Consider the following 23,248-nt stretch of genomic DNA (forward strand, 5'->3'; position numbering starts at 1 on the left):
GGCCCGCCGGCCTCTCCCCGTGACCATTGGTCTCCCCCGCCGGTGGCGGGGACCGTGCTCAGAGCGCGGAGATCCGCCAGGACGCCGACGCCGTGGCACCCGGCGCGACGGCGACCAGACCCGCGTCGTAGTCGTACCGGGCGGCGTTGAACGCGTCCGGCGCGCACGTCATCGGCTCGACGGCCAGCCCGCCGCGGTGCCCCGGCTGCGCGGGTCCGCCGGGAAGATCGGCCGTGTGCACCTGCACCCACGGGCAGTCCGCACCCCAGGTCATCTGGACCCCACCGCCGGCGGGATCGGTGACGCGCACCGTCGCCGTCCCCTGCTCGTCTCGCGACAGCCCGGTGTAGGCGTGGTCGATCTCCACGGCGCCCAGCACGCGGGCGGCGCGGAAGTCGAATCGCTCCGCATCGAACTCGTCCACGGGGTGCACGGCGACGGGGGCGAGCCGGTCCGGCGTGACCTCGAGCACCTCCGCGGCGGGCAGCTCGAGCGACCAGGCGTCCAAACCGCTCGGTCCGGCCACGAGGTACGGGTGCGGGCCGGTGCCGAAGGGCGCCGTTCCGGTGCTCAGGTTGGTCGCCCGGACCGTCTGGGTGAGCCCGGCCTCGTCGATGCGGTAGGTGGTCTCGACGCGCAGGCGCCACGGGTATCCGGTCTGCGGAACGATCTCCGTCGCCAGCGTCACCTCGTCCTCGCTCTGCGACACGAGGCCGAAGTCGAGCCACGCGACGAGCCCGTGCAGCGCGTGCGCGCGCTCGGGCTCGGTGAGCGCCGTCTGATACGTCGTGCTGTCGAAGGTGTACCGGCCGTCCACGACCCGGTTCGGCCACGGCGCGAGGGTCGCGCCGCGGAAGCCGGGACGCACCTCGTCCGCGCCGTACGCCACGACGAGGTCGCGGCCGGCGTGGGTCAGGCGTCGCAGCGACGCGCCGATGCTCGCGACGGTCGCGGCGTACTCGCCGGACCGCAGCTCGTACGGCGTGCCGGAGACGGGGTCGGGCGCCGGACTCACAGGCCCTGCGCCAGACGCCAGTAGGCCTGGTTCCAGCGCAGCTCCTTCTGGAAGCCGCGCACCGTCGTGTCCTCGTCGATCACCAGGAGCTCCGTCCCGGCCATCTCCGCGAAGTCACGGAACACTTCGATCCCGACGGCCGTCGTCATCACCGTATGGTGCGCGGCGCCGGCGCTCAGCCAGCACGCCGCGGACGTCGCGAAGTCGGGCGCCGGCTTCCACACGGCCCGGCCCACCGGCAGCTGCGGGAGGTCGGGCGCTTCGACGTTCTCGACGACGTTCGCGACGAGCCGGAACCGGTCGCGCATGTCGCTCATCGCGACAACGAGGGCGGGCCCCGGGTCGGCGGTGAAGACGAGGCGCACCGGGTCGTCCTTGCCGCCGATGCCGAGCGGGTGGATCTCCAGTCGCGGCTTCGCGGTCGTCAGCGACGGCGCGACCTCGAGCATGTGGGCGCCCAGGATCTTCTCGTCGCCCGCGACGAGGTCGTAGGTGTAGTCCTCCATGAGGCTGGCCCCGCCGGGGAGGCCCGCGCCCATGACGTTCGCGACGCGGACGAGGATCGCGGTCTTCCAGTCGCCCTCCGCGCCGAAGCCGTAGCCCTCGGCCATGAGCCGCTGGACCGCGAGTCCGGGCAGCTGCTTCAGCGCGCCGAGGTCTTCGAACGAGGTCGTGAACGCGCCGAAGCCGCCGGCCTCCAGGAACGAGCGCAGTCCGACCTCGATCGCGGCGCCGTCACGCAGCGACTGGTGCCGCTCCGCGCCCGGCAGGAGCTCGTCCGCGATCTCGTACGCCGCGAGGTACTCCTCGACGAGCGCGTCGACCTGCGCGTCGGTGGCCCGTGCCACGGCATCCGCCAGATCGTTGACGCCCCACGTGTTCACCTGCACGCCGAAGCGCAGCTCGGCCTCGGTCTTGTCGCCCTCGGTGACGGCGACGTAGCGCATGTTGTCGCCGAAGCGGGCGAGCTTGAGCGTGCGCGCGGCCTGACGGCCCGCCGCGGCACGCTGCCAGTCCTCGACCTGCTGCCGGACGACGGGGTTCGACACGTGGCCGACGACCGTCTTGCGGGGGATGCCCAGGCGGGTCTGGATGTAGCCGAACTCGCGGTCGCCGTGCGCGGCCTGGTTGAGGTTCATGAAATCGAAGTCGATGTCGGCCCACGGCAGTTCGACGTTCGCCTGCGTGTGCAGGTGCAGGAGCGGCTTCTGCAGCGCGTCGAGACCGGCGATCCACATCTTGGCGGGGCTGAAGGTGTGCATCCACGCCATGACGCCGATGACGCTGTCGTCGGCATTCGCCTCGAGCGCGAGGCGGCGGATGGAGTCCGCATCCTTCAGGACCGGCTTCCACTCGACGCGGACGGGGAGGCCGTCGAGTCCGGCGACGACCTGCTGGGACTGCTCGGCGACCTGGCGCAGCGTCTCGTCGCCGTAGAGGTTCTGGCTGCCGGTGACGAACCAGACGGTGTAGCCGTCGAGGGAGGAGGAGAGGGGCATCGGTGTTCCTTCGATATGGGGTGGAGTCAGAGGGATGCCACGGCGGCCGCCTCGACGGCGAGCCCGGCGCGGTAGCGGTCGAGGTAGGCGGTGAAGCCGGCGACGTCGGCAGGGTCAGGATCGGCGACCGTGATCGGCGCGCCCGCGAACACCCGGCCGTCGAGGTAGGCGCCGAGGTCGCCGCCGCCGACGCGGCGGAAGGCGGCGAGGACCGCGATCCCCCACGCTCCGCCCTCGGATGCCGTCTCGCCGACGGCGACCGGGGCGTCGAGCGCTCCGGCGAGGAAGCGCTGCGCGACGCCGGCGGTACGGAAGAGTCCGCCGTGCGCGGTCATCCGGTCGAGGGCGACCGACTCATCGGCGAGCACCCGCATGCCGAGTGCGAGCGTGCCGAACACGCCGTAGAGCTGCGCGCGCATGACGTTCGCGAGGGTCAGTCGACTGTCCGGAGTCCGGACGAAGAGCGGCCGCCCCTCGGCGAGCCCCGCGATCGGCTCGCCGGCGAGGTGGTTGTAGGCGAGGAGCCCGCCCGCATCCGCGTCGCCGTCGAGCGCCTCGCGGAAGAGCACGTCGAAGACGGCGTCGGAGGAGACCTGCGACCCGGACGCCTCTGCGAAGCGGCCGAAGAGTGCGGCCCAGGCCGCGAGCTCGCTCGCCCCGTTGTTGCAGTGGACCATCGCGACGGGGTCGCCGGCCGGCGTCGTGACGACATCCAGCTCGTGGTGCACCTCGTCGAGCGGCCGCTCGAGCACGACCATCGCGAAGATGCTCGTCCCGGCGCTCACGTTCCCGGTGCGCGGGGCGACGGCGTTGGTCGCGACCATGCCGGTGCCCGCATCGCCCTCCGGCGGGCAGAACGGGATCCCCGGGCGCAGGGCGCCGCTCGGATCGAGCAGGGCCGCGCCTTCGGGGGTGAGCACGCCGGCGTCGGCCCCCGCGACGAGCACCGCGGGCAGCAGGTCGCGGAGCGGCCCGGTGGAGCCGGCGGCGAGCTCGTCGTAGCGGCGCACGAGCTCGGCGTCGTAGTCGCGCGTCGCGGGGTCGATCGGGAACATCCCCGAGGCGTCTCCGACGCCGAGGACCGCGCGGCCCGTCAATCGGCTGTGCACGTACCCGGCGAGGGTCGTGCAGGACGCGATGTCGGCGACGTGCGGCTCGGCGTCGAGCACCGCCTGACGGAGGTGCGCGATCGACCAGCGCAGCGGGATGTTCACGCCGAAGAGGTCGCTGAGCTCGGTTGCGGCGGCGCCCGTGTGGGTGTTGCGCCACGTGCGGAACGGGACGAGCAGCTCGCCCGCCCCGTCGAACGCGAGGTAGCCGTGCATCATCGCGGAGACGCCGATCGCGCCGACCGTCGCCAGGCGCGTGTCGTGGCGACGCTCGACGTCGGAGACGAGGTCGGCGTACGCGGTGCGCAGGCCCGACCAGACGGCATCCAGCGAGTACGTCCACAGCCGGTCGGCGAATTCGTTCTCCCACTCGTGCACGCCGACCGCGAGGACGGTCGTCGGGTCGTCGGCGTCGACGAGGCACGCCTTGATCCGGGTGGAGCCAAGTTCGATGCCGAGCGCCGTGCGCCCCGCGACGATCGCGTCGTGTGCGGCCGATGCAGCGGTCACGGTGCCTCCGTTGGTTCGTGACGGGTGATGTGCGCAATGTTACCGGTAACACGACCTGCGCGCCAGAGGCGGGCACGACGGGTCAGCGCGGGGCGGTGGACTCCCGGACGACGAGCCGCGGAGCGGCGGCGGGGATGTTGCCCGACGGCGCCACGAGCTCGCCGATGCAGCGTCGAGCCTCCCCCGCGATGTCGAGGCGCACGGTCGTGAGGGCGGGCCGGTAGAAGCCGGCATCCGGATTGTCGTCGAAGCCGGTGATCGAGACATCCGCCGGAACGCGCACTCCGAGGTCGAACAGGCCGGCGGTCAGGCCGAGGGCCATCTGGTCGTTGGCGACCGCGATCGCCGTCGGGCCGCCCGGACTGCGCACGGCGGCGGCGACCTCGGCGGCGAGTGCGGCGCCGCTCGCCGCCGACCAGTCGCCCTCCCACCGCCCGGCGCCGGTCAGTCCGTGGCGGGCGAGGGCGTCGTCCATGCCGCGGTCGCGCAGCCCCGCCTCGTGCCATGCGGCGGGGCCGGCGACCCGGGCGATCCGGCGGTGGCCGAGCTGCGCGAGATGATCGACCGCGAGCGCCGCACCGTCGATCTGGGGCTGCTCGCCCGCTCCGCCCTGCAGGACGACGAGAGGAACGCCCTGCACGCTCTCGCCGAGCGTCTGCAGCGTCGCGGTGTGCGGCGCGACGACGACGATGCCGTCGACGCCCTGTGCGAGGAGGTGGTCCACGGCCGCGCCGACGGCGGCGGGGTCGGCGCCGTCGGCATACGCGGTGGAGATCCATCGACCGGCGACGCGCGCCGCCGCCTCGAGCGCCGCGATGCCCGCCGCCGGGCCGAACAGCTCGGAGTCGGAGGCGAGCACGCCGATCGTGCGGGTCGTCGAGGTGCCGAGGGCGCGGGCCGCATTGTTCATGCGGTAGCCGAGCTCGGCCATCGCCTGCTCGACGCGCTCACGGGTCTCGGGGCGGATGTGCGGGTGCTCGTTCAGCACGCGCGAGACGGTCTGCGTCGAGACCCCGGCGCGCGCCGCGACCTCGCGCATGCCCACGCGCTCGGCTCCCGCCCGCTGTCCCATGAGGCCGAGGTTACCGGCCGCACCGGGCGGCGGCGTCCGTGGGCGGGGCATGCGACACGGCGACCGCCGCGCGGTGCGACGCCCGCCACCGAGAAACGCGCACGAATGTTATCGCTCACGACGCGAACCGGCTTGGTCTTCGGATGCCGCCCGTGTGGCCGCCCGCATCACCGCGTCGTTACGAGAATGTTATCGCTCACATCTTGCGCGGCCTGGAATTGTGAAGGCTAACATTCGGGGTACCGGACGCACCCGCCGTCCATGATCACTACGACGCCGACGTCGTGACGTCGGTCCCGAACGAGGAGGTTCTGGGAATGAACAAGCGCATTCTCGCCGGATTCGCCCTGCTGGGCGCACTGGCACTCACCGCGACCGGCTGCGCCGGCACTGCGGAACCGGGCGCGGACGGCGACGGAGACGGCCCCATCAAGGTGGGCTTCGCGCAGACCGGATCGGAGTCGGGCTGGCGCTCGGCGAACACCGAGTCCATGAAGACCGCCTTCTCGGCAGAGAACGGCTTCGACCTGGTCTTCAACGCCGCCGACAACGATCCGGCCGCGCAGATCGCCGCGGTCCGCGACTTCATCAACCAGGGCGTCGACGCGATCGTCATCGCACCGATCGTCACCGACGGCTGGGACGACGTGCTGCAGGAGGCGAAGGACGCCGGCATCCCCGTCGTCCTCGAGGACCGCACCGTGAGCGCGTCCGACGATCTGTTCGCCAGCTGGGTGGGCCTGGACTTCAAGAAGGAGGGCGTGACGGCCGGCGAGTGGGCGGCCGAGCAGTACGGCGACACCGCCACGAAGATGGTCGTCCTGGAGGGCACCACCGGATCGGCTCCCGCCAATGACCGCGCCGAAGGATTCGACGAGGCCATCGCAGGCACGCAGATCGAGAAGATCGACTCGCAGACCGGCGAGTTCACGCGCGACGGCGGCAAGAAGGTCATGGAGGGCTTCCTCGGCAAGTACGGGGTCGACGGCATCGACCTCGTCTACGCGCACAACGACGACATGGCGCTCGGCGCCATCGAGGCGATCGAGGCGGCGGGCGCGAAGCCCGGCGAGGACATCAAGATCATCTCGATCGACGCGGTCAAGGACGGGATGCTGGCGCTCATCGACGGGAAGATCAACTACATCGTCGAGTGCAACCCGCTGCTGGGCGAGCTGGCTGCCGGCATCGTCAAGGACGTGCTGGATGACAAGACGGTCGAGAAGACCTACTTCGTGACCGACCAGTCGTTCACGCCGGAACAGGCCGCCGAGGTCATCGACTCCCGGCTCTACTGAGCACCGCCCTCGAACGACCGACGACGCGGACGCACCCCGCCGGAGGATCGACTCCCCCGGCGGGTGTGCCGACGCACGACACGAAGGATTCCGCCCCATGCCCGCGGACACTCCCCGCACAGCCGTGGTCGAGATGACCGGCATCACCATCCGCTTCCCGGGCGTCCTCGCCCTCGACGACGTCGACTTCTCCCTGCGTGCCGGGGAGGTGCACTCGCTCATGGGCGAGAACGGCGCCGGCAAGTCGACGCTGATCAAGGCGCTCACCGGCGTCTACCCGATCGACGCCGGCCGCATCGTGGTGTCCGGCCAGGAGCGCGTCTTCGCCTCCACCGCCGACGCGCAGTCCGCCGGCATCTCGACGGTGTACCAGGAGGTCAACCTCTCCCCCAATCTGTCCGTGGGCGAGAACATCATGCTCGGCCACGAGCCGCGCCGCGGCCGGACGATCGACTGGAAGGCCGCCCACCGTGCCGCCGCCGGGCACCTCGAGAGCCTCGGGCAGTCCATCGACACCCGCTCGCTCCTGTCCAGCCACTCCATCGCGCTCCAGCAGCTCGTCGCCATCAGCCGCGCGATGGTGCTCGACGCGAAGGTCCTCATCCTCGACGAGCCCACCTCCAGCCTCGACCGCGGCGAGGTGGAGCAGCTCTTCGCCGTCATCCGCGACCTCCGCGACAAGGGCGTCGCGATCCTGTTCGTCAGCCACTTCCTCGACCAGGTCTACGAGATCTCCGACCGGATCACGGTGCTGCGCAACGGCGCGCTCGTCGGGGAGTACGCCGTGGCCGACCTCCCCCGCAACGCCCTCGTGACGAAGATGATCGGGCGCGAGCTCGACGATCTGGCCGCCCTCTCGGCCGTGTCCGCCCGCGCGATCGACCGCTCCGGCACGCCCGTGCTGCGCGCGAGCGGCATCGGACGCCGCGGCGTCCTCGAGCCCGCCGACCTCGACATCTACGAGGGCGAGGTCGTCGGCATCGCCGGGCTCCTGGGCTCCGGGCGCACCGAACTCGTCCGCCTGCTGTACGGAGCCGACCGCCCGGATTCGGGGCAGACCGACGTCGCCGGGGCGGCGGTGCGGCTCACCTCTCCCCGTCAGGCGATCGAGCACGGGATCGCGTTCTCCTCCGAGAACCGGCGCGCCGAGGGCATCATCGCCGACCTCACCGTGGCCGAGAACATCGTCCTCGGCATCCAGGCTCGCCGCGGCGCGTTGCGCAAGGTCGGTCGCGCGGAACAGGATGCGGTCGTGTCCGAATACATCGACGCGCTCGGGGTTCGCCCGGCCGACCCCGACATGCTCGCGGGCAATCTCTCCGGCGGCAACCAGCAGAAGGTGCTTCTCGGCCGGTGGCTGGCCACCGCACCCGAGCTGCTCATCCTCGACGAGCCCACCCGCGGCATCGACGTCGGCGCGAAGGCCGACATCCAGCGGAAGGTGGCCGAGCTGAGCGAACAGGGCCTCTCGGTCGTCTTCATCTCCTCCGAGCTCGAGGAGGTCCTGCGCCTCGCGCAGCGGGTCGTCGTGATGCGCGACCGCCGCCGCATCGGCGAGCTCGACTCGAACGACGTAGACCTCGATGGGCTCATCGACTACATCGCCAACAAGGCAGAAGGGAGCGCAGCGTGAAGAAGCTCCTGCGGTACCGACTCTTCTGGCCGCTCGTCGCGCTGCTCGCGCTGGTCGTGGTCAACACGATCGCCTCGCCGCAGTTCATCGCCATCACGGTGCGCGACGGCCAGCTCTACGGCACACCGATCGACATCCTGCGCACGAGCGCGCCGCTCCTGCTCGTCGCGCTGGGCATGACGGTCGTGATCGCGACGCGGGGCATCGATCTCTCGGTCGGCGCCGTCATGGCCGTCTCCGGCGCGGTCGCCCTCACGATCATCGACGCCTCGCCCGACCCCGGCGACCCGGCGACGGTGGCCGTCGCGGTGGCCGCCGCGCTCGGGGTCTCGCTCGCCCTCGGCGCCTGGAACGGACTGCTCGTGTCGGTCGTCGGCATCCAGCCCATCATCGCGACGCTCGTGCTCATGCTCGCCGGCCGCGGCGTCGCGCTGCTGTTCACGGAGGGCTTCATCACGACGGTCAACAGCGCGCCCTATTCGTTCCTCGCGACCGGTTACCTCTTCTGCCTCCCGGTCGCCTTCCTCCTCGCGCTCGTCGCCGTCTTCGCCGTCTCGCTCGTCGAACGCCGCACCGCGCTGGGCCTGCTCACGGAGGCGGTCGGGATCAATCCCGAGGCCAGCCGCCTGGCCGGCGTCCGGGCACGGGGCATCATCTTCGGCGCCTACGCGCTGAGCGCCTTCCTCGCGGGAATCGCGGGCATCATCTACAGCGCGAACATCCGGGCGGCCGATGCGAACGCGGCCGGTCTCTTCATCGAGCTGTACGCCATCCTGGCGGTGGTGCTCGGCGGCACGTCGCTCATGGGCGGGAAGTTCTCGATCGCCGGCACCGTCGTCGGCGTCCTCATCATCCAGACCCTCGACAAGACCATCCTCTTCCTGGGCGTCCCGCCGGCGCAGAGCCCCGTGTTCTTCGCGATCGTGGTCGCGGTGGTCGTCGTCATCCAATCGCCGCGACTGCATCACGCCGTGCGGCAGCTCGTCTCCGCGCGCTCGCGGCGTGCGGCGGACCCGACCACGGCGGAGGTGGCGTCATGACGTCGACCCTGGAATCACCCACCCGCGCGGGGGCGGCCTCGCCCTCCCGGTACAGCACGTTCATGAGCCGGCACTCGTCGCTCATGCCGACGTTCGCGGCCGTCGTGATCCTCGTCGCGCTCCTCGTCGGCGCGCAGATGCGGTTCTCGAACTTCCTCACGCCGGGCAACCTCTCGGCGCTGCTGCTGGACAACGCGTACCTGCTCGTCCTCGCCGTCGGCATGACGTTCGTGATCCTGACCGGGGGGATCGACCTGTCCGTCGGGTCCGTCATGGCCTTCACCGGCATCCTCGGCGCGAGCCTCCTCTCGCAGGGCCTCCCCGCCGTCGTCGTGATCCCGATCGTGCTGGCCGGAGGAGCCGCGATCGGTCTCGTGATCGGCATCCTGGTGCACTACTTCGACGTCCAGCCGTTCATCGCGTCGCTCGCGGGCCTGTTCTTGGCACGCGGTCTCGCGTTCGTCGTGAGCCTCGCCTCGATCCGTGTGGAGGACCCGATCGTGCTGTGGCTGCAGCGCACCCGCCTCGCCGTCGCCGGCTGGTACATCACCCCCACGGGCATCATCGCCCTGCTCACGGTCGCCATCGCGTTCTACGTCCTGCACTGGACGCGCTTCGGCCGCACCGTCTACGCGATCGGCGGCGGCGAGCAGTCCGCCCGCCTCATGGGCCTGAAGGTGGCGCGCACGAAGATCCTCGTCTACGTCATCAGCGGCGTCTGCGGCGGCCTCGCCGGCGTGCTGCTGACGGCGTACTCGGGAGCCGGTTACCCCCGCAACGGCATCGGGACCGAGTTGGATGCCATCGCGGCGGTCGTGATCGGGGGCACCCTGCTCACGGGGGGCACCGGCTATGTGCTGGGCTCGCTGATCGGCGTGCTCGTCTACGGGACCATCAAGAAGATCATCTCGTTCATGGGCGCCGAGCAGTCGTGGATGCAGATCATCATCGGCGGCATCCTGCTCGTGTTCGTGGTCGTGCAGCGCGTCATCGTGGCGCGCTCCCAGCGACGCACCTAGATGGCTGCCGACGGTGCGCCGTCCGGCACCGGGATAATGACCTGATGGACGAGCCACGGCCGCTGCTGCAGCTCACGGGCGCCACCGTGCGGTTCGGAGCCGACGCCGCGATCGACGGCGTGGACTTCCGGCTGTTCCCCGGCGAGGTGCACTCGCTCATGGGCGAGAACGGCGCCGGCAAGTCCACGCTCGTCAAGGCCATCAGCGGCGTGCACCCCCTCGACGAGGGAGTCCTCACCCTCGACGGCGCGGAGGTCCGCTTCACCCAGCCGTTCGACGCGCTGCGCGCCGGGATCAGCACGGTCTATCAGGAGATCGATCTGCTGCCGAACATCTCTGTCGCCGAGAACATCTCCCTGGGCCGCGAGCCCCGCAAGCGCGGGCGCATCGACTGGCCGGCCATGCGCACGCAGGCCCACGACGTCCTCGCCGATCTGGGCCTGGACATCGATCCCGCCTCGATCCTCGGCACCCACTCCGTCGCCGTCCAGCAGCTGGTCGCGATCGCGCGCGCGATCTCCACCGACGTGAAGGTGCTGATCCTCGACGAACCCACCTCCAGCCTCGACGTCGACGAGGTCGCCGAGCTGTTCCGCATCGTGCGGAGCCTTGCCGACCGCGGCGTCGCCATCCTGTTCATCTCGCACTTCCTCGACCAGGTGTACGAGCTGTGCGACCGCGTGACGGTGCTGCGCGACGGCCGCCTCGTCGGGGAGTACCTCATCCGCGAACTGCTGCGGATCGACCTCGTGCAGGCGATGCTCGGGCGGAGCGCGGAGCAGCTCGAGGACGCCGTGCGTGCGGCCGACGCCGACGGCCCGCGGCCGCCGGTCACGCTCAGCGCACGGGGGATCTCCGCCGGCCGCGGGATCGTCGACGCGGACGTCGATCTGTACGAGGGGGAGGTGCTCGGCGTCGCGGGGCTGCTCGGCTCGGGCCGCACCGAACTCGCTCGTGCCCTCACCGGCGTCGACCGCCTCGATGCCGGCATCCTGCGCATCGAGGGCCACACGACCGCGCCGGGGAGCCCCCGAGCCGCGATGACCATGGGCATCGTGTACTCCTCGGAGAACCGGCGCACCGAGGGGATCATCAGCGATCTGACGGTGCAGGAGAACATCATCCTCGCCCTGCAGGCGCAGCGCGGAGCCCTCCGGAAGCTCTCCCCGGCGCGGCAGCGCGAGCTCGCCGCGAGCTGGGTCGAGGCGCTCGATCTCCGCCCGCCCGACCTCGACCGCCCGGCCGGCACCCTCTCCGGCGGCAACCAGCAGAAGCTCCTCCTCGCCCGCCTGCTGGCGCTGTCGCCGCGCGTCCTCGTGCTCGACGAGCCGACGCGCGGCATCGACGTCGGCGCGAAGGTCGAGATCCAGAAGCTCGTGGGCGAGTTCGCCGACAACGGACTGTCGGTCGTGTTCATCTCGGCCGAGCTGGAGGAGGTCGTGCGCGTCGGACACCGGGTCGTCGTCCTGCGCGAGGGGCGCGTCGTCGACACGCTGTCGGCCGACGGACTCAGCGTCGACGCCGTGCTGGCCCTCGTCGCCCAGCCGGAGGATGCCGAGTGAGCGAGGAGCGCGGCGGCCGCGCCGCCAACATCTTCGATGTCGCGCGCCTCGCGGGCGTCTCGCATCAGACGGTCTCGCGGGTGCTCAACGACCTGCCCAACGTGCGCCCCGCGACCCGCGCCCGGGTGGAGCAGGCGATCGCGCAGCTGCGCTACAGCCCGTCGCCGGCTGCCCGCGCCCTCGTCACCCGCCGCTCCCGCACGATCGGCCTCATCACGCCGGTCACCGCCGACTTCGGCCCGACCTCCATCGCCATGCACTTCAACCTCGCCGCGCGCGTGGCCCGCTACTCCGTGGATGCCGTGCGATCGCCGGACGGCGACGCGGCGAGCGTGCGCGCCGTCATCGAGGGCCTGCTCCGCCAGCGCGTGGATGCGATCGTGCTCATCGTCAACGACGTGGGCGTGCTCGAAGTGGTCCGCGGGATCGAGCTCAGCATCCCCGTGGTCGCCGCAGCCGCCACCCAGCGCCGCCATCCGAGTCTCGTGTCGATCGACCAGTACCGGGGGGCGCGGGCGGCGGTGCGACACCTCGCGGAGCTCGGACACACCCGCATCCTGCACCTGGCCGGTCCCGCGCAGAACCCGGACGCCCTCGAGCGCATCCGCGGCTGGCGCGACGAGCTCGCCGCCCGTCGCCTCGAGGCCGTCGACCCGCCGCACGGCGACTGGTCGGCCGCCAGCGGATTCGCCCTCGGCGGCACGCTCGACGTGGATCCCGGGACGGCGGTGTTCGCGGGCAACGATCACATGGCCATCGGGCTGCTCTCGGCGCTCCGCCAGCGCGGCCTGCGGGTGCCGCAGGATGTCGGCGTCGTCGGCTTCGACGACGTGCCCGAGGCTCCGTACCTCCTCCCGCCGCTGACGACCGTGCGGCAGGACTTCCAGGCGCTCGGCGAGCTGATGATGCAGAAGGTGCTGCTCGCGGTCGAGGAGCCCGACGAGCTGACCGAGGACACCCCCATCGCCACCCACCTCATCGTGCGGGAGTCGACGCGGCCCCTCCCCTAGCCGCGGCGTGCCACGCTGGGCATATGCGCATCGCCGTCACCGGGTCCTCCGGCAAACTGGGAATCGTCGTCGTCCACGAGCTGCGGGAAGCCGGCCACGAGGTGATCGGTCTCGACGTCGTGGGCACGCGCGGCCCGGGATTCGTCCAGGTCGACCTCGCCGACTACGGGCAGGTGATCGACGCGCTGACGGCCGTCGGCGACCGGCACGACGGGATCGACGCGCTCGTGCACCTCGCGGCGATCCCGGCCCCCGGCATCCGCGCCGATGTCGCGACGTTCCACAACAACATCACAGTGACGTTCAACGTCTTCTGGGCGGCGCTGCGTCTGGGCATCACGCGGATCGTGTACGCGTCGAGCGAGACCGTGCAGGGTCTGCCGTTCGACGTGCCTCCGCCGTATGTGCCCGTCGACGAGGACTACCCCGCGCGTCCGGAGTCGGTGTACTCCCTCGTCAAGCATCTCGAGGAGCAGCTGGCGATCGAGCTCGTGCGGTGGCATCCGGACGCATCGATCACCGCGTTGCGCTTCTCCAACGTCATGGTCCCGGACGACTATGCCGACTTCCCGGCCTTCGAGGCCGACGTGCGCGGGCGCAAGTGGAACCTGTGGAGCTACATCGACGCGCGCGACGGCGCGCAGGCCATCCTGCGCGCTCTCGAGGTCGCTCCGCCCGGTTTCGACCGCTTCCTCATCGCGGCGGCCGACACCGTCATGACCCGCCCGAACGCCGAGCTGATCGCCGAGGTGTTCCCGGACGTCGAGGTGCGCGGGGAAGTGGGCGTCAACGACTCGCTGTTCTCGACGGCGAAGGCGCGACGGCTGCTCGGATACGAGCCGCGGCACTCCTGGCGGGACCCGCGGGGCTGAGCGGCTGAGGGGCGCGAGCGTGCCGGTCCGTTGAGGGATGCCGCGGCTCAGGGCCGGACGAGGACCTTGAGCGCCTCGCGCGCGTCCATCAGGCGGTAGGCCTCCGGGATGTCCTCGAGCCCGACCTCCCGGTCGAACACGGCGCCGGGGTCGACCGAGCCGTCGAGCACGCCCGGCAGCAGGCGGTCGATGTAGGCCCGGACGGGCGCGACGCCGCCCGTGATCGTGATGTTGCGCTCGAACTGCGCACGGCCGATGGGCCCCGTCTCGTACTGCGGGACGCCGACGCGGCTGACCGCTCCGCCGTCGCGGACGATGCCGATCGCCTGCTCGTAGGCGGGCAGGTGGCCCACGGCATCCACCACGACGTGCGCACCGTCGCCGCCGGTGAGATCGCGGACCGCCGCGATGCCCTCGTCGCCGCGCGCCGCCACGACGTCGGTCGCGCCGTAGCGGCGACCGAGGTCGGTGCGCGCCTCGTGGCGGCCCATGAGGATGATGCGCTCAGCGCCGAGCTGCCGTGCGGAGAGCACCGCGAGGAGCCCGACGGCCCCGTCCCCGATGACCGCGACGGTCGCGCCGGGCGCGGCGCCGCCGGTGAGGGCCGCGTGGTAGCCGGTGCCGTAGACGTCGCTGAGGGTCAGGAGCCCCGGGATCCGCTCGTCGCTCTCGTCGACGTCGAGGCGGTACAGCGTCCCGTCGGCCAGCGGTGCCCGCCGGTACTCCGCCTGCGCGCCGCCCGTGCGCTGGCGTCCGAAGCGGCACGAGGTCTGCAGGCCTTCGAGGCAGAAGTCGCACCGGCCGCACGACCACACGAACGGCACGATGACGACGTCGCCGGGCCCCACGGTGGCGACGTCGGAGCCGATCTCCTCGACGACCCCGATCATCTCGTGGCCCATCGGGTAGCCGCGCTCGCGCACCGGCATCGAGTGGAACGGGTGCAGGTCGCTGCCGCAGACGCACGCCGCCGCGACACGGAGGACGGCGTCGGTGGGCTGCTCGATGGTCGGGTCGGGGGCGTCGACGACGCGGACGTCGCCCGCGCCGAACATGTGGGTGGCTCGCATGGTCCGATTCAACTACGGATGGTGGGGCGGTGGGCCGCGGGGTTCCCTCCCCGCGGGGGTGCGGGCGGAGTCACGTCGCCTCAGACGAGGGCCGCGAGCCCCATGAGCAGGGTCGACGCGCCCATCGCCGCGTATTGGACGCGGTCCAGCCGCGGCATCCCGCGCACCGCGAGGACGCCCGCGGCGCCGACGTAGGCGGCCGTGACGGCGCCGACGCCCAGCGCGAGGCCGGGAGCGCCGACGCCGTGCGCGTGTCCGGTGGCGTGGCCCGCTCCGTGGACGCCCATCGCGACGGTGAGTGCGGCCATCACGACGAGCCCGAGGGTCGTCATGACGCTCATCGCCGGCGCGGGATGCGCCGCGGCGGACCGGCGCCGACCGCGCACGGCCGCGAGGGCCATCGCGGCGACGACGAGCAGCGCCGCGCAGAGGACCGGCGCGAGCATGCGAGAGCCGGTCGCGGCATCCGCCATGGCGAGCACCATCAGGACGGATGCCGCGAGCTCGGGCGCCCGCGCCCGCCCCCGGTCGGCGGCGACACAGCACGCGCCGAGCGTGGCGGGCGCGAGCGCCCAGAGGTGGAGCAGGTCGGCCATGCGCTCAGTGGCCGTGCGCGCCGTGATCGTGCGACCCGTGACCGGCGTGATCGTGCGACCCGTGACCGGCGTGGTGGTCGTGGTCGCCGGCGACGGCGTGCGAACCCGCCGTGCCCGCCGAGCAGTGGTCGGAGACCGGCGCCGGAACGTTCAATGTGGGGTTGCGCTCGAAGAAGTTGTACGGCTTCAGCGTGAACTTGGCGTAGTCCATCGGCATGACCGGCCAGTCCTCGTTGCGCGGGAAGTGCGTCAAGCCGAACGTGTGCCACAGCACGAGGTCCTCGCCGACGAGCGGCTCGTCGCCCGCGATGAAGGCGGGGATGCCGCCGCCGCCCGGATGCTGGTTCACGAAGTCGCCGGCCGCGTAGCGCTCGGCGGGGTCGTACTTCGTGACGAACAGGTTCTTCGTCGCGAATGCGGCCCGCGAGGCGATCGACGACGCGTCGTCGGCGAGCAGCACGGGCGTCTCGGTCGGGAAGAGCACGTACGAGGTGGGCTGCCCCATCGACGTCGTCTTCTCGGTCGAGGCGATCTGCCACACGCGGTTCGCGGCGCCGTCCGCGAGGCGGCCCGACACCAGCTCGGAAGTGATCGGCGTGACCTGCTTCGTGAAGGCGTTGCCGGCCGGGTTGACGTCCGAGATCGGCACGCGGACCGCGTCGATCTCGTTCACGACGTTGGCGAGGCCGTCGACGGTCATGTCCAGGCGGGCAGAGAACAGGTGCTGGTGGTACGGTGCGCCGAGTCCGGGCGCGACCTGCGAGGCGAACGCGTAGTCCTCGCCCGGGTAGGACGACGTGAACAGGATGCCGGTGAGCTTCGCCTCGCACTCGATCGTGCCGTCGAGGTAGAGGTACCAGAAGAACCCGTAGTCGTAGTTGCCGACCGTCGTGAAGAACGAGATGACGAGGCGGCGCTGGCGGCGGACTTCGCTCGCCCCCGTGAAGATGTCGGTGTGCTTCCAGAGCGAGCCGAAGTCCTCCTCGTGCATGCACACGCCGTTGCGGACGGTGCGCGGCGAGCCGAGCTCGTCGGCCAGCACGGCGTCGAGGTAGGTGATGTCGCCGACGCAGTCGCAGCCCAGCTCGAGTTCGTTCGTGTACCGCCCGAAGAGGTACTCGCCCGTGTCGAAGTAGTTCTGCCAGAACCGGTTCGGCGCCGGGTCGGCGTACGGCACGACCATCTCGCTGATCGAGCCGCGGTACATGACGGGGCGCCCCGCGAAGGTGAGCTGACGCAGGATCAGCCCCTCCCGCGTGTCGAACCCGATGCGCAGATCCCACTCGCCCCAGGTCACGTGCTCGCCGTCGACCGTGAAGCTCGCCCCCTCCGGCTGGGTGATGACGATGGGCTTGAGGCCCTCCAGCGGTGCCCCCTGCAGTGCGGGGTCGTCGTAGTTGCCGCTCGTCTGCGGCACCTCGAACCCGGGGGTGTCGACGATGCGGATGACCGAGCGGTCCGCGACGTCGATGTACGCCGTGAGGCCGTCGACGGGGTGCGCCCAGGGGTGGTCGGCGGGGTGGAACTGCTGGAACGCGAACGTCCGGAGGATGCGGCGGCCCTCCTCCTCCGGGTAGCCGTAGTGCCCGGCGGACAGCGGAACGAGCACGACGTCGGCGGTCGTGAGGCCGCGGGCGGCGAGCGCCGCGACCCAGCCGGCGTCCGCATTCGCGATCAGCTCGACCTCCTCGAACTCGGCGTCGAGGATCGGCAGCTGCCCGGCCGTGCCGTCGAGGACCGTCTCGCTGACGACGGCGCCGGTCGCGAGGGAGACGACGAGGTCGGAGGAGCGCGTCGTCGTCAGGTCGAGCAGCTGGACGCGGGCGAGGCGCTCGGGAAGCTCCCCTCCCGCCTCCCACGCGAGGATCTCGACCTTGTGCGGCTCCTCGAGCCCGACGTAGGCGAACCGCGTGCGGTCGGTCGTCTCGGGAAGCGCCAGGACGACGGCGCGGACGGCCTCGATCTCGGCCGCCGTCAGCGAGGACAGCGGGTGCGCGGGGGCTGCCGGCGGGGTCGGGGCGGTGGTGGGCTGGATGTCGGTGATGCTCATGGGTGGTTCTCCTTGCAGTGGGACGTCAGGCGATCGAGTCGGTGAGCTTGGCGTAGGCGGCGGGTCGGCGGGCCTTGATCCACGCCGCCTGCAGGTAGCCGGCGACGGGGAAGGCGACGACGAGGGCGAGCAGGAACCAGCTCAGGCCCCCGAAGACGGGGCTGCCCTCGGCATCCACGTCGCCCACCATGATCGGGAAGTACGCGACGATGAGCGCCGCCGAGAGCACGAGCCCGACGAAGCCGAGACCCGGCGCCACGACGGTGTTCCAGAGGCGGGTGTCCTTCCGCGTCTTCACGAAGTAGACGATGACGGCGACCGAGGTGAGCGCCATGAGGATCGCGATCGCGAGGGTGGCGACCCCGGCGAACCAGGTGAAGACGGCGAGCACGGGGTCGAGCTGGAACAGCGCGAACACGGCGATGAGGACGACCGAGGTCAGCGTCTGCACGATCGAGGACACGTGCGGCGACAGGTGCGCGTGGTGGACGGATGCGAGCTTGTCCGGCAGGACGCCCGCACCGGCCATCGAGTGCTGGTACCGGGTGACGACGTTGTGGAAGGACAGCACGCACGCGAACATCGAGGTGATCAGGAGGACGTTCGTGATGATCTCGCCGGTCGCGCCGAGGTAGGTCGCCATCGTCCGCAGGATGAGGCTGCCGGGGTCTGCGGCGGCCTCGTCGAGCACGGCATCAGGACCCCACGCCATCACGAGCCCCCACGACGCGAGCGTGTAGAACAGGCCGATCCCGATGACGGCCATGTAGGTCGCGCGCGGGATCGTCTTGTCGGGGTCCTTCGCCTCGTCCCGGAAGATCGCGGTGGCCTCGAAGCCGATGAACGCGGCGATCGCGAACATGAGGCCGACACCCGGCGAGCCGCTGACGACGTTGACCGGCTCGAACGGAGCGAGGCTCAGTCCGTCCGCGCCGCCGGAGAAGACCACCGCGGCGACCAGCACGGCGACGATCCCGACCTCGGCGATCAGCAGGACGCCGAGCACCTTGCTGGAGAGGTCGATGTGCCGGTAGCCGAGGATGCCGACGAGCCCGATGACGAGGAGGGCGAACAGCCACCACGGGAGGGCGATGGCGGTGTAGGTCTCCAGGGTGTAGCTCAGGATGAAGCCGATGTAGCCGTAGACCGAGACCTGGATGGTCGTGTACGTCAGCATCGCGAGCCACGCCGCGGCCAGGCCGTTGGAGCGCCCGAGTCCGTAGCCGACGTAGGTGAAGAACGCGCCGGGCTTGGGGATGTGCCGCGACATCGCCGCGAGTCCGACGGCGAACAGGAGCAGGATGACGGCGCTGATGGCGTACAGCGCCGGGAACCCCGCGCCGTTGCCGAGCAGGATGCCGAGCGGCGCGGCGCCGCCGATGACGGTGAGCGGCGAGGCGGCGGCGACCACCATGAAGACGATGGCGGTCGCGCCGAGGGAGCCCGACAGCGTCCGCTTCGCGGATGCCTCGACTCCCGGTGATTCGAGCTGGGTCATGGGGTTCCCTTCGGACGGGCAGGACGTTTCCCCCACCGTGGACCGTCGTCGTTGCCCGGCCGTCTCGGCCGCGTGAAACCTCGCCGCATCCCGAACGGGACGCCGCATCCGGGCTGTCTCATTCGGGCGACACGAACGCGAAACACGGCGGTAGTCACGGGGCAACGGCGGCTCGGTAGCGTCGGGCGCACGCGCAGATCCAGAGGCGGAGGCCCCATGACAGCTCTCGAGCGCGCGATCGCCCGACCCGACCCCGTCCACGACTTCGCGGCCACCTCCCCCCTGGAGGGCCTCGAGCGGCGGACCGTCGGGTTCGCCGACGTCCTGGCGCAGTCCGTCGCCGCCGTGGCGCCTGCCGCCGCCGCGACCACCGTCATCCTGCTCGTGGCGGGTGCCGCCGGCGGCGCGACGCTGCTGGCGGTCGCCCTGGCCACCGTGCTGGCGCTGCTCGTCGCCCGCACGATCACGCAGTTCACGCGGCGCCTCGCGGCGAGCGGATCGCTCTACACCTACGCGGCGCGGGGCCTCGGGCCGGCGGCCGGTCTCGCGACGGGCGCCGCGATCATCATCGGGTACGCCTTCATCTCCGTCTTCGCGCTGCTCGGCGGCGCGCACTACCTCTCCATGCTGCTCGGACGGGTCCTTCCCGGCGTCCCCGCGCCGCTCACGGCCATCACCGCGCTCATGGGCGAGGCCGCGGTGCTCGCGGTCGTGCTCGTGCGCGGCATCCGCCTCTCGGCGCGCATCGCGCTCATCGTCGAGGCGGTCTCGGTGGCCCTCATCGTGACGCTGCTGACGGCCCTCCTCGTGCAGATCGGACCGTTCGACGTGACGGCGGTGATCCCGACGGGAGGGGTGTCGCCCTCGGCCGTCGCCGCCGGGGCCGTACTGGCGCTCACGGCGTTCGTGGGGTTCGAGAGCTCCGCGACGCTGGGGGTCGAGGCGCGTGCGCCGCTGCGCAACATCCCGCGGGCGATCGTGGGGACGGTGCTCGTCACGGGGGCCCTGTACCTGCTCGCCGCGTACACGCAGGTCGCCGGCTTCACCGCGATCGGCGGCGACCTCGTGACCTCCGCCGCGCCGATCGACGAGCTCGCCGACGCGTTCGGGCTCGCGCCGTGGGCCGCGGCGACAGACGTCGGGATCGCGGCGTCGTTCCTCGCGTGCGCGATCGCCTCGACGACGGCACTGACCCGCGTGCTGTTCGCGATGGGCCGCGACGGAGTCGGACCGCGTTTCCTCGGCCGCACCCACCCGCGGCACCGCACCCCGATCGGCGCCGTGTGGCCGACCGTCGGGGCGATCGTGGTGCTGCCGGTCGTCGTCGTCGCGCTGGGCGTGCGTCCGTGGGATGCCATGGGCGCCGTCATCGTCATCTCCGCGGTCGGCTACATCGCGGCGTACGCGATCGTCTGCGTCGCGGCGCCGGTGTTCCTCCGCCGCATCGGGGAGACGACGATCGCGGCCGCCGTCATCGCCGTCACGGCCGCGGTCGCGATCGTGGGATGCCTCGCCGTGTACCTCGTCGTCGAAGCACAGCAGGGCAACCCCGGGGTGTGGATCTCGCTGGCCCTCGCCGCGGCCTCGGCAGCGCTGATCGCATGGCGGCTGCGCCGCGGCGTCGGCCTCGACGGGATCGGCGGGTACGACGAGCCGACCGCCTCCCACGTCCTCGGCGGTGTCGCCCGCGATGGATGACACGGCGGGCGAGGCGGCCGGCGGCGGCCCGGCGGGGGGCGGCCTGGCGGGGGGTGGCCTGGCGGGGAGCGCCGTGCCGACGCTCAGCGCGCGGCAGCCGCGCGCGATCCACAGCGCGCTCACGGTGCTCGAGGCCGTCGCGGCGCTCGGCGCGGGCGTCACCGCGCGGGAGATCTCGCTCGCCCTGGGCCTGCCGCGCGCCACCGCCTACCGGCTGCTGAACCTGCTGGTCCAGGACGAGTACCTCGTCCGCACGCCGGATCTCGCGGGCTTCGCGCTCGGCGCGAAAGTCATCCATCTCGCCGCCGCGGCGGCCCCGGTGCGGATCCCCCGGGCCGCGCGCGACGTCGTGGAGGAGACGCGCCGGCGTGTGCGCGGCGGCATCCACCTCGTCGTGTACACGGAGGGTCGGATCGCCGTGGCCGACGCCGACCCCGACTTCCCGCTCTCCGACGAGCAGCGCCTCGCGCGCGAGCCGGACCGGTTCGCGCTCGGCCTCCTGCGGGAGATCGACGGCGACCCGACCGCCGCGCCGGACGCCGCCGCGGACCTTCGCGCCTACGGGGTCGTCCGTCGCGCCGGTGCGACATCGGGATGCCTGGCGGCGCCCATCCGCGATGCGTCCGGTGCGCTCGCGGGAGCCCTCGCGTACTCCGGCCCGCGGCGGCGCGTGGACGATCCGGCGGAGACCGCCGCCGTGCTCGTGGCCGCGGCGCACGAGCTCGGGCCCCTCATCACCTGATCCGCGAGGCCCGGTCAGTCCAGGGCGCGGCGCCAGTCCTCGAGGAGGCATGCGATCACGCGGGTCTGGACCCACGGCATCTCGGGCGCCTCGGTGCGACCGTCGCGGAGAGCGGCGATGACGGCATCCGCCTCGGCGGCCATCGGGTTCAGCGTCGCGGCCGTGAGGTGCTCGACCGAGCCGTCGGGTCGACGCAGGACAGCGGCGTCCGTGCTCTGCTGCCGGCTCCCCCACACGTTCGGGATCTCGATCTCCCCCGCGGTGCCGACGATCCGGGCGGCGCGCGGCAGGTCCTCGACGATCGCGGTGCGGACCCGCGCCGTCACGGCGCCGAGCCGGAGGACAGCGGATGCCGTCTCGTCGACACCCGTCTCGCCGATGACCCCCTCCGCCTCGATCACGCGCGCGTCGTCGAGCGGCTGCCCGGCCCAGGCGGCCGCGCCGACGGCGAGCGAGACGGGGTAGCAGCCCGCGTCGAGGATCGCGCCCCCGGCCACCCCCGGGTCGAACAGGCGTCCCGTGCGCGCGGTCGCGGTGAAGCCGATCGTCGAGACGATCTCGACGACGTCACCGATCGCCCCGTCCGCAACGGCGCGGCGCAGCCGGTCGGGGAAGGGCCCGAACCGGTATTTGAAGGCCTCCACGAGCGGGAGTCCGGTGCGCGCCGCGACGGCGAGCACGCCATCCGTGTCGGCCGCGGTCGTCGTCAACGGCTTCTCGCACAGCACGGCCTTGCCCGCCTCGAGCGCCGCGATCGCGAGGTCTCCGTGCGACGTGTGCACGGTGCCGATGTACACGGCATCGACGTCGTCCCGCGCGAGAATCTCGTCGTACGTGCCGGCGACGGCGGCGCCGTGCGCATCGGCGAAGGCACGGGCGTCGGCGGCGGAGCGCGCGCCGACGGCGTGCAGGTGCCCGAGCGCCGCGTGAGTCAGGCCGTTCGCGAAGTCGTGGCTGATCGCGCCTGCGCCGAGGATCGCCCAGCGGGCGGTCACGGCTGCGCCCCCGTCGCGACGGGGCGATCGGGATGGTTCGACCACTGGCTCCACGAGCCGACGTACAGCGCGGGGTCCAGGCCGGCGCGCTGCAGCGCGAACACCGCATGCGCCGCGGAGACCCCGGAACCGCAGTACACGCCCACCGGGCCGTCGACACCGAGCGCCTCGACGCGCGCCCGCAGCGCGTCGCCCGGCAGGAATCGGCCGTCGGCATCGAGGCTCTCGGTCGTGGGCAGGTGGAGCGCGCCGGGGATGTGGCCCGCCTGCGGGTCGATCGGCTCGGTCTCGCCGCGGTAGCGCTCCCCCGCGCGGACGTCGAGGAGCGCACCGCGAGCGGGCAGCGCCGCCGCCTCGTCGATCGTGAGCTGGGGCAGGTGTCCGGGATGCAGCGTGACCGTGCCGCGACGCGGTTCGAACGCGCCCGCCTCCAGCGGCAGCCCGGCGCTCCGCCAGGCGGCGAGACCGCCCTCGAGCAGGCGGACGTCGGCGACGCCGGCATCCGTCAGCATCCACCATGCGCGCGCCGCGCCGAAGGACTGCCAGTCGTCGTAGACGACGACGGCGTCGCCGTCGTTCAGGCCCCAGCCGCGCGCGGCCGCCTCGAAATCAGCGGGATCCGGCAGTGGGTGCCTGCCTGCCGTCGGTCCGCCGTGGCCGGCCAGCTCGTCGTCGAGGCTGACGTATACCGCGCCGGGAATGTGGCCGGCGCGGTATGCGTCTCGGCCGTCCGGCGCGTCCAGCCGCCAACGGATGTCGAGGACGACCGGCGGTCGCTCCGATCGGAGGCTCCGGCTCAGCTCGGCGGGGGTGATCAGTTCTGCGCCCATCCTCCGAGCGTAGGCCGCGGAGGCCAACGCCGGCGGACCACAACTCCGCCTGAGCCCGCCGAGCGGGGCGGTACACCCGTGCTCCGACAGCTCAGGAGGAGTTGGTGACCGACCGGCGCGGCGACCACCT

General features: G+C 72.1%; 19 protein-coding genes. 9 read left to right on the forward strand and 10 right to left on the reverse strand.

Annotated features, from left to right (window positions below; genetic code table 11):
• Window positions 1–58 precede the first annotated feature (58 nt).
• From QZL85_RS06345 to QZL85_RS06360, 4 genes are all read right to left on the reverse strand, one after another.
• A complete protein-coding gene (locus tag QZL85_RS06345; protein ID WP_295575044.1) occupies window positions 59–1,015 on the reverse strand; it encodes an aldose 1-epimerase family protein in 957 nt (318 codons plus the stop codon).
• Complete coding sequence (araA, locus tag QZL85_RS06350; protein ID WP_295575046.1) at window positions 1,012–2,514, reverse strand: L-arabinose isomerase; 1,503 nt, start codon at window positions 2,512–2,514, stop codon at window positions 1,012–1,014. The genes QZL85_RS06345 and araA overlap by 4 nt, the downstream gene beginning before the upstream one ends.
• Window positions 2,515–2,540: 26 nt before the next feature.
• Window positions 2,541–4,133 carry a xylulokinase gene (locus tag QZL85_RS06355; RefSeq protein WP_295575048.1) on the reverse strand — a complete coding sequence of 531 codons (1,593 nt, stop codon included), beginning with the start codon at window positions 4,131–4,133 and terminating at the stop codon, window positions 2,541–2,543.
• Window positions 4,134–4,215: 82 nt separating this feature from the next.
• Window positions 4,216–5,205, reverse strand: coding sequence for a LacI family DNA-binding transcriptional regulator (locus tag QZL85_RS06360; protein WP_295575050.1), 990 nt, complete (start codon window positions 5,203–5,205; stop codon window positions 4,216–4,218).
• Between the two features lie 317 nt (window positions 5,206–5,522).
• On the opposite strand from QZL85_RS06360, the gene QZL85_RS06365 reads away from it, so the two are divergent.
• The 7 genes from QZL85_RS06365 (at window position 5,523) to QZL85_RS06395 (ending at window position 13,639) form a co-directional block, all read left to right on the forward strand.
• Window positions 5,523–6,503, forward strand: a complete 981-nt coding sequence (locus QZL85_RS06365; RefSeq protein WP_295575051.1) for an ABC transporter substrate-binding protein — start codon at window positions 5,523–5,525, stop codon at window positions 6,501–6,503.
• Window positions 6,504–6,600: 97 nt separating this feature from the next.
• Window positions 6,601–8,136 (forward strand): sugar ABC transporter ATP-binding protein, encoded by a 1,536-nt coding sequence (locus QZL85_RS06370; RefSeq protein WP_295575053.1) that lies wholly within the window; start codon window positions 6,601–6,603, stop codon window positions 8,134–8,136.
• The gene (locus tag QZL85_RS06375; RefSeq protein WP_295575056.1) at window positions 8,133–9,176 is read left to right on the forward strand and encodes an ABC transporter permease; all 1,044 of its coding nucleotides are present in this window, start codon (window positions 8,133–8,135) and stop codon (window positions 9,174–9,176) included. Before QZL85_RS06370 ends, QZL85_RS06375 begins: the two co-directional genes overlap by 4 nt.
• A complete protein-coding gene (locus QZL85_RS06380) occupies window positions 9,173–10,195 on the forward strand; it encodes an ABC transporter permease subunit (protein ID WP_295575057.1) in 1,023 nt (340 codons plus the stop codon). Before QZL85_RS06375 ends, QZL85_RS06380 begins: the two co-directional genes overlap by 4 nt.
• A gap of 44 nt (window positions 10,196–10,239) precedes the next feature.
• Entirely contained in the window at window positions 10,240–11,757 is a 1,518-nt protein-coding gene (locus tag QZL85_RS06385) for a sugar ABC transporter ATP-binding protein (protein WP_295575058.1), read from the forward strand.
• A complete protein-coding gene (locus QZL85_RS06390; RefSeq protein WP_295575059.1) occupies window positions 11,754–12,767 on the forward strand; it encodes a LacI family DNA-binding transcriptional regulator in 1,014 nt (337 codons plus the stop codon). The genes QZL85_RS06385 and QZL85_RS06390 overlap by 4 nt, the downstream gene beginning before the upstream one ends.
• 23 nt (window positions 12,768–12,790) lie before the next feature.
• A complete protein-coding gene (locus QZL85_RS06395) occupies window positions 12,791–13,639 on the forward strand; it encodes an NAD(P)-dependent oxidoreductase (RefSeq protein WP_295575062.1) in 849 nt (282 codons plus the stop codon).
• Window positions 13,640–13,686: 47 nt separating this feature from the next.
• Here the strand turns inward: QZL85_RS06395 and QZL85_RS06400 are convergent, their stop codons facing one another.
• From QZL85_RS06400 to QZL85_RS06415, 4 genes are all read right to left on the reverse strand, one after another.
• The gene (locus QZL85_RS06400; RefSeq protein ID WP_295575064.1) at window positions 13,687–14,709 is read right to left on the reverse strand and encodes a zinc-binding dehydrogenase; all 1,023 of its coding nucleotides are present in this window, start codon (window positions 14,707–14,709) and stop codon (window positions 13,687–13,689) included.
• A gap of 80 nt (window positions 14,710–14,789) precedes the next feature.
• Window positions 14,790–15,305, reverse strand: a complete 516-nt coding sequence (locus tag QZL85_RS06405; protein WP_295575065.1) for a hypothetical protein — start codon at window positions 15,303–15,305, stop codon at window positions 14,790–14,792.
• Window positions 15,306–15,309: 4 nt separating this feature from the next.
• Window positions 15,310–17,355, reverse strand: coding sequence for a primary-amine oxidase (locus tag QZL85_RS06410; protein WP_295575067.1), 2,046 nt, complete (start codon window positions 17,353–17,355; stop codon window positions 15,310–15,312).
• A gap of 25 nt (window positions 17,356–17,380) precedes the next feature.
• Window positions 17,381–18,853 (reverse strand): APC family permease, encoded by a 1,473-nt coding sequence (locus QZL85_RS06415; protein WP_295575068.1) that lies wholly within the window; start codon window positions 18,851–18,853, stop codon window positions 17,381–17,383.
• Between the two features lie 216 nt (window positions 18,854–19,069).
• Between QZL85_RS06415 and QZL85_RS06420 the strand changes: the two genes are divergently transcribed.
• Together QZL85_RS06420 and QZL85_RS06425 are read left to right on the forward strand one after the other, a co-directional pair.
• Complete coding sequence (locus tag QZL85_RS06420; RefSeq protein WP_295575069.1) at window positions 19,070–20,551, forward strand: APC family permease; 1,482 nt, start codon at window positions 19,070–19,072, stop codon at window positions 20,549–20,551.
• Window positions 20,544–21,293 carry a helix-turn-helix domain-containing protein gene (locus QZL85_RS06425; protein ID WP_295575072.1) on the forward strand — a complete coding sequence of 250 codons (750 nt, stop codon included), beginning with the start codon at window positions 20,544–20,546 and terminating at the stop codon, window positions 21,291–21,293. Before QZL85_RS06420 ends, QZL85_RS06425 begins: the two co-directional genes overlap by 8 nt.
• Before the next feature lie 14 nt (window positions 21,294–21,307).
• On the opposite strand, the gene QZL85_RS06430 is transcribed toward QZL85_RS06425, so the two are convergent.
• Window positions 21,308–22,288, reverse strand: a complete 981-nt coding sequence (locus QZL85_RS06430) for a Gfo/Idh/MocA family protein (RefSeq protein ID WP_295575074.1) — start codon at window positions 22,286–22,288, stop codon at window positions 21,308–21,310.
• Window positions 22,285–23,118 (reverse strand): sulfurtransferase, encoded by an 834-nt coding sequence (locus QZL85_RS06435; RefSeq protein WP_295575077.1) that lies wholly within the window; start codon window positions 23,116–23,118, stop codon window positions 22,285–22,287. Before QZL85_RS06435 ends, QZL85_RS06430 begins: the two co-directional genes overlap by 4 nt.
• Window positions 23,119–23,248: the final 130 nt, after the last annotated feature.

Origin of the sequence: uncultured Microbacterium sp. (assembly GCF_900078385.1) — a bacterium.
Classification (GTDB): domain Bacteria; phylum Actinomycetota; class Actinomycetes; order Actinomycetales; family Microbacteriaceae; genus Microbacterium.